This is a genomic window from Vibrio sp. 10N.286.49.B3 (genome assembly GCF_002873395.1).
Classification (GTDB): Bacteria; Pseudomonadota; Gammaproteobacteria; order Enterobacterales; family Vibrionaceae; genus Vibrio.
Window position 1 is genome coordinate 97,487 of the sequence record NZ_MCUV01000004.1, and the last position, 12,898, is coordinate 110,384.

Consider the following 12,898-nt stretch of genomic DNA (forward strand, 5'->3'; position numbering starts at 1 on the left):
GGAATATTATGGATCAATGTGACCACTCACAACATTTACAACGTCAACATAGAAATTTCTGGCAGCGGTTCATTGGTATTAAAGAAATACTCCGCTGCTCTAACTGTGGTCATATCATCACGGTTAGATAGACAGCAAAAAGGGCGCTTCATTAAGAAGCGCCCTTTTGTTTATTTTGCATTCTATTCTAAATAATCTCGAAAATAGACATATTTTGTCCAGGCACACATCTTACAATTTGACACTGTGATTAAGCTTATAAATGAAAAACCTGTTCATATTCACCGCAGCAAGCTTACCACACACAATACGCAACATTTATCACAAAAGTACAATAAACCCATTCAACTTGTGTGATATTAGTTCCATTTTTTCAGCTAAAGATCTTTTATAATAAAACTATAAATAAGATTCATAAAATAATTCAAAGAAATAATAGGCTTAATATGTGCAACCATTCTCAATACTTGCAACGTCAACGAAGGAGCTTCTGGCAAAGGCTCATTGGTATTAAAGAAATACTCCGCTGCTCTAACTGTGGTCATATCGTCACTGTTAGATAGACAGCAAAAAGGGCGCTTCTATTAGATAGAAGCGCCCTTTTGTTTTTAAACCGGATACTAATCACTGCGAGTAGATTGGTATAATATCCCTAGCAAACGCGTTGTCATCTTAGTGATAATCTTATGCGCTGTTCGAAGTAGTATCGAAAATGCAGGTCATGCCGTTGCTTACCCCAAAATCGAAACTACCCCTTTAGCATTACACGCTGATAATAATTATGTTAGTAATAATATACACAACCAATCGTTATGCGTGATATATCACGATTTTAGACTTCCACTCTGTTTTTTTGAAGTAATGTCACAAAAATAACATCTATAGGGCTATTTTATTCTAGCGAGTAGAGACGTTACCTCATCTACCGACAATACAACCATATAGAGTGATTTTGGGTTCTTTAAAGTGATGATTTATTTGTATTCGATAACTTTTGCTACGTACTCAAATTTATCCGACTTACCAAGTTTATTGCGATAGACATCTACGGAGAAAAAGTTTGGTGAATCTTGCTCAATTTTTTTGATGATCTCTTGATTGAGCTTATCTAGGCTATCGTGACCATAAACAAAGAACTGATCTTGTTTTTCCAAGTTGATATGCTTAGCGTAAGTTGCCGAAACTAAAGCTTTACTTAAACTTTCATGTACCACAACTTGGTAGTCAACATATTCAAACTGCGTCCCTTCATTATGTACGCTAGCAAAGATATCTTCTTGGCCTGACACTGAAACGAGTTCTCGCATCACTTGGTTAACTTCTTGAATGTCTTGTGTGGTTGCTGTTTGAGCTGAAACATTAAAAGCAGCAGAAATAAGTGCAGCAAGTAAAAGTGTTTTTTTCATAATAGAGAGTCCCGAGTTGTTGGCTACTGATGGTTATATTACCCATACAAATATGATCTATTTAATCTCATTTGCAGGACTCAACCCTCCATACAACCGTGTGCTTATCACTCTTGATAAGGACAAAAAAATGTCATCATTTACATATTCACCTAACTCGCCGTTTATGCTACTCTTCGCCTCCATTTTTCTGGGTGCTTTTCACTCAGAACACGCATTTTAATAGGCTAAGCACTACACTTAGCATTCAATCCAACCAACCGTGGAAATATAAAGATGGGCAAAGGCACTCTCTATATCGTATCTGCTCCTAGCGGCGCCGGTAAATCGAGCTTAATCTCAGCGATGCTGGAAACGAACCCTACCTATGCGATGAAAGTCTCTGTGTCTCATACGACTCGTGATGCTCGCCCAGGTGAGATCGATGGCACCCATTACCACTACATTGCGAAAGAAGAATTTAAGTCTTTAATTGAACAAGGCTTATTCCTTGAGTACGCAGAAGTATTTGGTAACTACTACGGTACCTCTCGTGTTTGGATTGAAGATAACCTAAATAAAGGTATCGATGTCTTCCTCGATATCGACTGGCAAGGTGCACGTCAAATTCGTGAGCAAATGCCACAAGCGAAAAGCATCTTCATTCTGCCACCGTCAAATGGTGAACTAGAACGTCGTCTAAATACTCGTGGTCAAGATGCTCCTGAAGTCATTGCAAAACGAATGAGTGAGGCAAAATCAGAGATTTCTCACTACAATGAATATGATTACATGATCATTAATGATGACTTTGATAACGCTTTAATTGACTTTAAAGCTATTATCCGTGCCGAGCGTCTGAAACAAGACAAGCAAAGCGCTAAGTATCAAGGTATGCTGACCGCACTATTATCTGAGTAATCAGACACCAGCATACATACAAATCTTTACTGCTGGCTTGGCGATTTAACGGCTTCTCTGTCTATTTATATGGCGTTCAGGTCTATTATCGTTGGCGAGCAGTATTTATCAGTGAGATAAGTCTGCCTCGATCTAGCTAAAGCTGGACGAAACTTGTATACTTTCTCGTCATTAAAAATTAATTAGTTAACTATTTGGAGTTCTCATGGCACGCGTAACTGTTCAAGACGCTGTTGAAAAAGTTGGCAACCGTTTCGACCTAGTTCTAATCTCTGCTCGTCGCGCTCGTCAAATGCAAACTGGCGGTAAAGATTCACTAGTGCCAGAAGAAAATGATAAGCCTACGGTTATCGCTCTACGCGAAATCGAAGAAGGTCTTATCACGAAAGATGTATTGGACGCACGTGAGCGCCAAGAACAGCAAGAGCAAGAAGCGGCTGAGCTGGCTGCGGTAAGTAGCATTACACATACCCGTTAATTCGGTTATTCGTATCAAGTAACTTTTCGGGTCTATAATTTGTATCTATTCGATAGCCTCAAAGACGTTGCCCAAGAATATCTAACAGAGCCTCAGGTAGAGGCTCTGCGTCAATCTTTTGTGGTAGCGCGGGACGCGCATGAGGGGCAAAGTCGCTCTAGTGGCGAGCCTTATATCATTCACCCGGTTGCTGTTGCTCGGATCTTGGCGGAAATGCGCCTTGATACAGAGACACTTCAAGCAGCACTTCTTCATGATGTCATCGAAGATACCGAAGTCAGTAAAGAAGAACTTGAAGCTCAATTTGGCACTACCGTTGCTGAGTTAGTGGATGGGGTATCTAAACTCGATAAACTTAAGTTTCGAGATCGCAAAGAAGCCCAAGCGGAAAACTTCCGTAAAATGGTGCTGGCGATGGTACAAGACATTCGTGTCATCTTAATCAAACTGGCAGACCGAACTCACAACATGCGTACACTTGGGGCACTTCGTCCTGACAAAAAGCGTCGTATTGCTCGTGAAACTCTAGAAATTTATTCACCTCTTGCCCACCGTCTGGGTATCCACAATATTAAAACCGAATTGGAAGAGTTAGGCTTTGAAGCGCTCTACCCTAATCGTTATCGCGTTTTAAAAAATGTGGTGAAAGCGGCGCGTGGTAATCGTAAAGAGATGATCCAACGTATCCATAGCGAAATCGAAGGTCGACTGCATGATGTCGGTCTATCGGCACGCGTCTTTGGTCGTGAGAAGAACCTGTTCTCCATCTATAACAAGATGAAAAGTAAAGAGCAGCGTTTCCACACCATTATGGATATCTACGCATTCCGTATTGTCGTTGACTCTGCTGATACGTGTTATCGCGCATTGGGTCAAGCACACAACTTATACAAGCCACGTCCTGGTCGAGTAAAAGATTACATTGCTGTGCCAAAAGCCAACGGCTATCAATCGATTCATACTTCAATGGTAGGTCCTCATGGCGTACCGGTTGAAGTGCAGATCCGTACTGAAGATATGGATCAAATGGCGGATAAAGGGGTCGCGGCGCACTGGTCTTATAAAGGCAATGGCGATCGCACTGGCACCACCGCGCAAGTGAAAGCCCAACGCTGGATGCAAAGCTTATTAGAGCTGCAACAGAGTGCGGGTAACTCGTTTGAATTTATCGAGAACGTAAAATCTGATCTTTTCCCGGATGAGATTTTTGTTTTCACGCCGAAAGGACGCATTGTTGAGCTTCCTGCCGATGCGACTCCGGTTGATTTTGCTTACGCTGTGCATACCGATGTCGGTAACATGTGTGTTGGTGCGCGTGTGGACATGAACCCATACCCACTGAGCAAATCACTGCGTAATGGTCAAACGATTGAAATTATTAGTGCTCCGGGCGCTCGTCCGAATGCCGCTTGGCTTAACTATGTCGTGACATCGCGTGCACGTACTAAGATCCGCCAAGTACTGAAAACCATGCGTCGTGCCGATTCGGTTACGCTTGGTCGTCGCCTACTTAATCACGCCCTTGGTCAACACTCCATTAGTGATATTAACCCTGATAACCTTAAACAAGTGCTATCAGAGCAGCGTCTTGAAGATGAAGATGATCTACTCGCTGCAATCGGGTTAGGTGAACTGATGAGTATCGTTGTTGCTCGCCGTCTATTAGGTGATGCCGATGAACTGACGGAAGTGATCAATAGCGATGGTACGCCAAAACGTAAGCTACCAATTCGTGGTGCTGAAGGTATTTTGCTGACCTTTGCTAACTGTTGTCACCCGATTCCTGGCGATGACATTATTGCTCACGTATCACCGGGTCGTGGTCTGGTTGTGCACCGTGAGAACTGTCCGAATATTCGTGGTTATCAACGTGAATCGGATAAGTACATGGCTGTTGAATGGTCGACTGAGTTTGATCAAGAGTTCATTACTGAGTTACGTGTTGATGTCCATAATCAGCAAGGTGCGTTGGCAGAACTCACCAATGTTATCTCACAAACTGGCTCGAATATTCATGGTCTATCAACCGAAGAGCGAGATGGTCGTCTTTATACGGTTTCTGTATTGCTAACCACTAAAGACCGTATTCACTTAGCGAAAATCATGAAGCATATTCGTGTGATGCCAGGAACGCTTAAAGTTCGTCGTCGCCGTAACTAATCTTACTAAGCACGAGTCTATATGCAGAAAGCCAGAAAGAAGTTCATCCTTCCTTCTGGCTTTTTTGTCTCTGAACTGCTCTCGTCACATCATAGGTCCGCATTAGCCATAAAAAGTAAAGTCGGTGATGTAACAGAGTCGCCATTTATCGCCTTCATTACAGATCATGATTTCTACTGGATGAAGCCCACCAGCTTCAGCGTTGTGAAAGCGAGTTGAGATAGGCAGCTCGCAACTCGGCTTATTCAAGACCATATCTTGATATCCTAACAAACGATACGTTTAACGAGAAGAGCGTTCTAATTTAGGGGTGTTTTGGGTTTGGTGTTATAAATATCTGGATAATTATATAAAGCAATTAGAATTATGAAAGTTGCGGTATAATGGTGAGTTAATTGTGTTAAGTATAGTATTTTGGAATATCAGTTGGGATTTATGAGCATTAACTCTTTAGAAAGTATAGAAAATTTATTATCTCCGTTAGCAGAACCTCATAAACCGGAAGGTACGGAAACCAAAGCTGTTGTCGATCAATGGATACATGCGATTGCTACGGATAGTCAATTTTTCTGTAAAAAGGATTTAATCTCAGCTGATGAATTAAAAAATAATGTGATGACTCGCTTACAGTCGGAAGGTCTGTTCACTGATCGTGCTACCTTTTTTGATATTGTATTTAATAGCTTGGAGCTAAAACCAAGTAAGAGTAGTAATTTTAAATTCATTGATTTATTTGCGGGCATAGGCGGAGTACGTTTGGGTTTTCAAAACAATGGTGGAACCTGTGTGTTTTCATCAGAGTTTGATAAATTTGCTCAAGCGACATATCGTAATAATCATGGTGAATTTCCATTTGGGGATATTACTTCTGTTGAGCCTACTCACATCCCTGATCATGATGTACTTTTAGCTGGGTTTCCTTGTCAGCCATTTTCACACGCAGGTTTGAAGTTAGGTATTGATGATACTCGAGGTACATTATTTCATAATATCGCGCGTATCATTGAAGAGAAACAGCCAAAGTTTGCACTATTAGAAAATGTAAAAGGTCTAGTGAGCCACGATAAAGGGCATACGTTAAAAGTTATTCTTAAAACACTCACTGATATTGGTTACAGCTGCAATATTCCTAAAGAACTGATTGAAAATGGAACTGCTAAACAGATTCAAATTGAAGCTAAAAAAATGATAATGAAATCTGTTGATTTTGGTGTTCCACAAAATAGGCAGCGTATCTATATTGTATTATGGAGAGATGGCTTAATTGAGAAATTTGAATACCCTAAGCCACTGGATATAATAACTAAAGTTGCTGATATTTTAGAAGATAAACCTTCCGAAAAGCTAACTATTTCAGATCGTTTATGGGCGGGACATCAGCGTAGAAAAATTGAAAATAAAGCTAAAGGTAAAGGCTTTGGATATGGCTTAGTTACACCCGATAGTGAATATACAAACACAATTTCAGCTCGTTACTACAAAGATGGTAGTGAAATTTTGTTAGCTCAAGACGGTAAGAACCCAAGAAAAATCAGCCCTAGAGAAGCCGCTAGATTGCAAGGATTTCCTGATAGTTTTATGCCTAGTGTTTCCAATACTCAAGCATATAAACAGTTTGGAAATAGTGTCTCAGTACCTGTAATCGAGGCACTAGCATTTGAAGTAAATAAATATATGGAGTAGTTAATTGAAAGATCTTAATACATACTTAAAGTCGGCAGAATTACAATCGAAGTTTTTGTGTGAACTTGGAATCAGTGGTGGCTTTGTTAATTTTAGAAATAGCGGAGCCAGAGGAGGAGTTAAGGAGTTCACTGTTTCTTTATCTTCTCTCTTGCAAGGTTTAGAGGATATTAAGGCTAATCTACAGCACTTTTCTAAGCTGACGAGTTATGTTGAAAAAGAATGGCGTGATGCTGGTTCAAAACATTTTCAAGATCTAGCTCTTAAATCAATGATTACAGTACAAACCAAACCATGCTTTACTACATTATCTAAGCTTATTAGTTGGGCAAATCAAGAGGATGAAGCGAAGTTTGATGATAGTACTATTGATTTATCAGTACATGCATTAGATGAATCAATTAAACGCGTAACAAAGTTAATAGCTAAATATACTCCTCCTATTAATTCATCAAACTTCACTTCTAGTGCACCACCAATAAAAAATATACCGACAACCCCTTTACCTAAGCCTTTCCTGCTTTTGGCGGGTATCTCCGGGACGGGTAAAACACGCTTTATTCGTAAACAAGTTGAAGCATTGGGGTCGTTAAGTGAAAGCTATTGTCTGACCTCAGTGCGTCCCGATTGGCACGAGCCGAGTGACTTACTGGGTTACGTATCCCGTCTAAAAGGTCAGTCAGAATATGTGAGTACCGACGTTATTGAGTTTATCGCAAAAGCGTGGCGTAGTATCTTTCACGGTGGCTTTACCGTCAGCTCAAAAGTGGATGACTGCGGTGAGTCAAAATTAGTCGTGCAAGGCAACAGTGAAGCATTGAACCGTGCAATCCCTTACTGGCTCTGTCTCGATGAAATGAATCTGGCACCTGTAGAACAATACTTTGCAGACTACCTATCCATTATTGAAACCAGAGAGTGGGATTGGGCGAACAGTGATGAGTTTACTTATGGCTGTGATGCACTATTGAGTGCCTCTGTTATCAACCATCAAGACTACACTGAACAGCTTCGCAAGCAACTGGGCTTTAAAGATGAGCAATATGATGAATTATGGCAGTTATTTTGTACATATGGCATCAGCATTCCCTTTAATTTAATTGTTGCTGGCACCGTCAATATGGATGAAACCACGCATGGTTTCTCACGCAAAGTGATTGATCGTGCATTAAGCTTCGATTTCGGTGAGTTTTTCCCAAATGACATCGACGAATTTTTTGAAGCAAAATCATCCCCAAAAACCCTCAGCTTTCCTATTTACAGCCAAGCCAAACTTGAAAAATTCGAAACGGTTACTGCTGACCCTGATGCAAGCAAAACTACCACCTTCTTTAAGGTGATTAATACGGTGCTAAAAGGAACACCATTTGAACTTGCCTTTCGCGCGTTTAATGAGTTATGTCTGTCCGTTATTAGCTTTGCACCAGAAAATGAAGAGCATTTAGCCGCCGTTTTTGATGACTTTTTGATGTGTAAAGTACTACCCCGCATTGAAGGTGATGAAGATAAACTCACCACACAAGAAGGCGAGCCATTGCTGGAAACATTACAAAAAGAGATAAGCCAAACACTGAGCAGTATTTGGGACAGTGAGCGAATCGATTTGCTACGTGAAGGTAAAGAGGCTGCGAATAAAATCGTAACGGTACAATGCCGCTCTAAGATAAAACTGACAGCCATGCAGATCAAATTAGACAACGGCTTTACATCATTTTGGCCATAGAGGCGCTAGGAAGAATGAACAGTGACGATTAAGGATAAGCGCGCCACCATCAAGTTTAAGCATCCAGACTTTACGCTTTATATCTGTTGTGATGATATCGTAAAGCCGCTTAAAAAAATGAAGCATACCTATTTACAGCGTAGTGTTGCCTTACCTAGTGGGGACATCATTGCTGTTTTAATCGATCAAGAACCCGCAAGCTTTGATAATGGTGAGCCTTTAGAAACACCATTCTTTTTTGAAAACCGCCAATATTGGTTTGAAATTGAATTTAACCATCATGTTCAGAATAACTCAGCGGCTGTGCACCATAAGCATCGATTAATTGAAAAAGCATTTCATTTAAACCGCAAAGGCAACGCACTGCAAGGCGCGCTGAACTTTGGTAATGATATTGGTCACTGCCATTTTGCAGTTGAGTATCTTGTCGCAGGTAAATCTTGTTCTGTTGATATTCGTTTCAATATTTTTGCAACCAAAATGGTCATGGAGCAAGACCTCACTCTGATCAACCAAGCTATTGATAGTATTTATCCTTTATGGCGTTACAGTTTAATCAGTAAAACCAGTCAGCAGGTGAGTAAATCAAACCGCAGCACTGATAAATTTGAACTGTTTTGGTTGGCGCAATTTGAAAGATTAGTGACTGAATTCGCGCGAGGAGTTAAGCAAATAATCAACGCTCCTCACCATCGTTTACAGTCATTCACCAAACAGCAAAAGCTCGACCGAATTAATAAGCAACAAAAGCCAAAGCAAACAGAAAAAGCCCAACAATTGCTAGCCAGTGGTGTGGCGAACCCGCGAATGAGCGTTAACTACAAAAAGCTCCATATCGATACGCCAGAAAACCGTTTTATCAAAATGGTGATTAATCACATTACGGATAACTTAAAAAATATCATTATCGCTATTAATAGCAATGATAAAACCAAAGCCTCTCACTCTTTTATTGATAAGTTAAACACATGGCACAACACATTCAATAAGATGAAAAATCAACAGTTTTGGCGAGAGGTGGGTCACTTTAATGGACTAAACAGTGATTCTAAAGTGCTTCAGCAAGGTAATGGTTATGCGAAAGTGTATAAGGTTTGGCAGCAATTAAAGCACTACCTAAATAAAACCGGAAAGGGTGCAGATATAGCCGTTAAATCAGTGGCTGATTTATATGAAATCTGGTGTTTTGTTGAGGTGATGGAGGTAATTAAAAGCCTAGGATTTGAAGAGCAAAAAAGAGAGCTATTTAAACTCAAACAAGTTCAATTTGAAAAACAGTTTAGTAAAAATGGCATGGCAGCGGCCTTTGAATATCATCGAAGTGATGGTATGAAAATCAAACTAGCACATGAACCAACTTTTGCACCTAATCATAAGGCGGATAATCGTACCTGGCTGGCAAAGCAACGACCAGATATTGTACTGCAAGTTATCTTGGCAAATCAGGAATCATTCTTCATTATATTTGATGCAAAATATCGGATTGATAATGAACAGATAGCCGGTAAGGATGCCGTGCCAGAAGATGCGATAAATCAAATGCACCGTTATCGTGATGCCATTATTCACCAGCAAAAACTCACCAATGAAGCCCCGATAAAAAGTCGTCCGGTAATGGGTGCTTTTGCCTTGTATCCTGGTTTTTGCGATCAAACGACCATCAGTAATCCATATCAAGAGGCGATTGACCAAATTGGCATCGGAGCGTTTGCCTTATTACCAAGTGACACTAATCAGCAAAGCCATCGTGTATGGCTGCAAGATTATCTAAAACTAAAATTGGGAATGAATACCAATCCCTACCAGCAGCGCAGTCAGGATTACTATTTTGTAGAAGAGGCTGCACGAATTGCACCTTATGGACAGAATGTAGTACGACATACTGGTTTGACGATGGTTGCACCGTTAAATGAACTAAACCGTCATTCGCACTATATTCAACAAGCAAGAGAAGGCAAGTTAAAGGGTTACCACACTCAATTGTTGGCCACTAACCGTCAAAACATTCATCGTAATATCATTCGTGAAGTGCGTTATTTCATCGTCACCGTTCGCAGCCAAGATGACGGTAATATGCAGGTTGGTCAATACCTTTACCATGTACGAAATGTTAAATTGATGCCAAGACACAGCATTGATGAAACGTTCACAGGCAAGACAAGCACCGATAGTCGCCTTTATTGGTTTTTTGAGTTTTCAGCAGGACCAATCAAGCTTGAAAGTGAAATTGAAGTGCCTTATGAAGCACACTTTAAGTTTAAATTAACGAAAGCAGAGCACCTGAAACAAATACAACATTGGGATGATATCACCGGTGAGTTTCAGTTATATAACGGCCTAGATAACACATGGTGAACACAACACCAATAGAAAAAGTCTGTACAAAAAGACAGTAAAGTGCTTGAATTCATTTATCTAGGTTTTTAATTTTTGAGCGTTTTATGTCGCAACTTCTTTCCGCTATCCCGTTAACTTCCCTCTCTGGCGTAGGGGCAAAAGTCGCCGAGAAACTGAGTAAAGTCGGCTTGAATAACGCTCAAGACTTGCTCTTTCATCTGCCTTCTCGTTATGAAGACCGCAGCCGCGTTTATCCTATCGTCAAATTACACCCTGGCTTATGGGCAGCAGTGCAAGGTCGTGTGGTCAGTGTTGATACCGTCTTTGGTAAACGTAAGATGTTAGCGGTGAAGATAAAAGATGCCCATGGTACGCTGACTCTGCGCTTTTTCAATTTTACCGCTGGGATGAAAAATGCCTTTGCGGAAGGAAAAAAAGTGCATGCCTATGGGGAGATTAAGCGTGGAGGACTGGGCTTAGAAATCGTTCATCCTGATTATAAATTCCCGAGCCACTCCGACCATGACGAGCCAGAAGAAGGGCAAGCTTCATTAACGCCGGTTTACCCAACAACGGATGGATTACGCCAAACCACACTGCGTAATTTAACCGACCAAGCGCTCGATTTACTCGATAAAACGGCGGTGACGGAGTTGCTACCTGCTGGCTTATATCCCGATCAAACTACCCTAACGCAAGCGCTGCACACCATTCATCGCCCGCCATCGACCATTGATTTGCACGCCTTTGATGAAGGAAAACATCCCGCTCAACTGCGCCTGATCATTGAAGAGTTACTGGCACAAAACCTATCCATGCTCGCGGTGCGCAGTGAAGGACAGCAAGATGTCGGCTTTCCATTAGCCGATTTAAACCTTGGTGATAAGAGCTTAAAGCAGCAGTTACTTGCCCAATTACCTTTTGAGCCTACTGGTGCCCAAAAGCGTGTGGTGCAAGAAATTGAGACCGATTTAGTGAAGTCACACCCGATGATGCGCTTGGTGCAAGGGGATGTGGGTTCAGGCAAAACCTTAGTGGCAGCGATGGCAGCGGTGCGAGCGATTGAACACGGTCATCAAGTGGCACTAATGGCACCGACGGAATTACTTGCCGAGCAACATGCGATCAACTTTGCCGCTTGGCTTGCTCCGATGGGCATTGAAGTGGCGTGGCTGGCAGGTAAGTTGACTGGCAAAGCGAAACAAGCCCAGTTAGAGAAAATCGCATCAGGCAGCGCGAAAATGGTGGTGGGAACGCATGCCCTCTTTCAGCAACATGTTGAGTTTGACCAATTGGCGCTGGTGATCATCGATGAGCAGCACCGTTTTGGTGTCCACCAGCGTTTAGAGTTGCGAGAAAAAGGCGCAAAACAGGGCGCTTATCCTCATCAATTAATCATGACGGCAACCCCGATTCCGCGCACTTTAGCCATGACCGCTTATGCCGATTTAGAAACGTCCGTTATCGATGAACTACCACCGGGTCGTACCCCGATTCAAACCGTTGCCCTACCCGATACTAAACGTGATGATATTATTGCTCGCGTGCGCCATGCCTGCTTAAACGAAGGCAAACAAGCCTATTGGGTTTGTACTCTCATTGATGAATCCGAAGCTCTGGAAGCGCAAGCCGCGGCAGAGACGGCTGAAGAGTTGCAGCGCATTTTACCCGATGTGAACATTGGCTTAGTGCATGGTCGAATGAAGTCGGCAGAGAAACAGGCTGTGATGAAGCAGTTTAAAGACAATGAACTGCATTTGTTGGTGGCTACAACCGTGATTGAAGTGGGCGTTGATGTCCCTAACTCGAGCTTAATGATCATCGAGAACCCAGAGCGCCTTGGTCTAGCACAGTTGCACCAATTACGTGGTCGTGTGGGACGTGGTTCGGTCGCCAGTCACTGTGTATTGCTCTACCATGCTCCACTATCAAAAACGGCGAAAAAGCGCTTAGGGGTATTAAGAGAAAGTAATGATGGCTTCGTGATTGCTCAAAAAGATTTAGAAATTCGTGGTCCCGGTGAGCTGCTTGGCACCAAACAAACCGGGCTGGCTGATTTTAAAATTGCTGATCTAGTGCGCGACCAACGTTTGATCCCAGAAGTGCAACGCATGGCACGCTTTATCCACGACCAGCATCCCGAGCGAGCAAAACCTATCATCGACCGCTGGTTGGGTGAAAAAGACATCTACGCCAAAGCTTAACGAATCA

General features: G+C 41.9%; 9 protein-coding genes. 7 read left to right on the top strand and 2 right to left on the bottom strand.

Features of this window, described 5'->3' with window-relative positions:
• Nucleotides 1-974: 974 nt before the first annotated feature.
• Nucleotides 975-1,406, bottom strand: a complete 432-nt coding sequence (locus BCU68_RS03700; protein ID WP_102563456.1) for a hypothetical protein — start codon at nucleotides 1,404-1,406, stop codon at nucleotides 975-977.
• A gap of 276 nt (nucleotides 1,407-1,682) precedes the next feature.
• Between BCU68_RS03700 and gmk the strand changes: the two genes are divergently transcribed.
• The 3 genes from gmk to spoT all read left to right on the top strand — a co-directional run bounded on the left by gmk (nucleotide 1,683) and on the right by spoT (nucleotide 4,944).
• A complete protein-coding gene (gene gmk / locus BCU68_RS03705) occupies nucleotides 1,683-2,306 on the top strand; it encodes a guanylate kinase (RefSeq protein WP_102563457.1) in 624 nt (207 codons plus the stop codon).
• Between the two features lie 205 nt (nucleotides 2,307-2,511).
• Nucleotides 2,512-2,784 carry a DNA-directed RNA polymerase subunit omega gene (gene rpoZ / locus BCU68_RS03710; RefSeq protein WP_102563458.1) on the top strand — a complete coding sequence of 91 codons (273 nt, stop codon included), beginning with the start codon at nucleotides 2,512-2,514 and terminating at the stop codon, nucleotides 2,782-2,784.
• 39 nt (nucleotides 2,785-2,823) lie between these two features.
• A complete protein-coding gene (spoT, locus tag BCU68_RS03715) occupies nucleotides 2,824-4,944 on the top strand; it encodes a bifunctional GTP diphosphokinase/guanosine-3',5'-bis pyrophosphate 3'-pyrophosphohydrolase (protein WP_102563459.1) in 2,121 nt (706 codons plus the stop codon).
• Between the two features lie 102 nt (nucleotides 4,945-5,046).
• On the opposite strand, the gene BCU68_RS03720 is transcribed toward spoT, so the two are convergent.
• Nucleotides 5,047-5,199, bottom strand: a complete 153-nt coding sequence (locus BCU68_RS03720; RefSeq protein ID WP_241901262.1) for a DUF2787 family protein — start codon at nucleotides 5,197-5,199, stop codon at nucleotides 5,047-5,049.
• Nucleotides 5,200-5,379: 180 nt separating this feature from the next.
• On the opposite strand from BCU68_RS03720, the gene BCU68_RS03725 reads away from it, so the two are divergent.
• The 4 genes from BCU68_RS03725 to recG all read left to right on the top strand — a co-directional run bounded on the left by BCU68_RS03725 (nucleotide 5,380) and on the right by recG (nucleotide 12,891).
• The gene (locus tag BCU68_RS03725) at nucleotides 5,380-6,627 is read left to right on the top strand and encodes a DNA cytosine methyltransferase (protein WP_102563460.1); all 1,248 of its coding nucleotides are present in this window, start codon (nucleotides 5,380-5,382) and stop codon (nucleotides 6,625-6,627) included.
• Between the two features lie 4 nt (nucleotides 6,628-6,631).
• Entirely contained in the window at nucleotides 6,632-8,350 is a 1,719-nt protein-coding gene (locus BCU68_RS03730) for a restriction endonuclease (protein WP_241901263.1), read from the top strand.
• A gap of 21 nt (nucleotides 8,351-8,371) precedes the next feature.
• Complete coding sequence (locus BCU68_RS03735; RefSeq protein ID WP_241901264.1) at nucleotides 8,372-10,705, top strand: DUF2357 domain-containing protein; 2,334 nt, start codon at nucleotides 8,372-8,374, stop codon at nucleotides 10,703-10,705.
• 86 nt (nucleotides 10,706-10,791) lie between these two features.
• Nucleotides 10,792-12,891 carry an ATP-dependent DNA helicase RecG gene (recG, locus tag BCU68_RS03740; RefSeq protein WP_102563461.1) on the top strand — a complete coding sequence of 700 codons (2,100 nt, stop codon included), beginning with the start codon at nucleotides 10,792-10,794 and terminating at the stop codon, nucleotides 12,889-12,891.
• The last annotated feature ends 7 nt before the right edge of the window (nucleotides 12,892-12,898 follow it).

Bases quoted from the DNA above. Each gene is read 5' to 3' on its own strand.
- BCU68_RS03700 (WP_102563456.1), bottom strand. From the start codon at position 1,406: ATGAAAAAAACACTTTTACTTGCTGCACTTATTTCTGCTGCTTTTAAT.
- gmk (WP_102563457.1), top strand. From the start codon at position 1,683: ATGGGCAAAGGCACTCTCTATATCGTATCTGCTCCTAGCGGCGCCGGT.
- rpoZ (WP_102563458.1), top strand. From the start codon at position 2,512: ATGGCACGCGTAACTGTTCAAGACGCTGTTGAAAAAGTTGGCAACCGT.
- BCU68_RS03720 (WP_241901262.1), bottom strand. From the start codon at position 5,199: ATGGTCTTGAATAAGCCGAGTTGCGAGCTGCCTATCTCAACTCGCTTT.
- BCU68_RS03725 (WP_102563460.1), top strand. From the start codon at position 5,380: ATGAGCATTAACTCTTTAGAAAGTATAGAAAATTTATTATCTCCGTTA.
- recG (WP_102563461.1), top strand. From the start codon at position 10,792: ATGTCGCAACTTCTTTCCGCTATCCCGTTAACTTCCCTCTCTGGCGTA.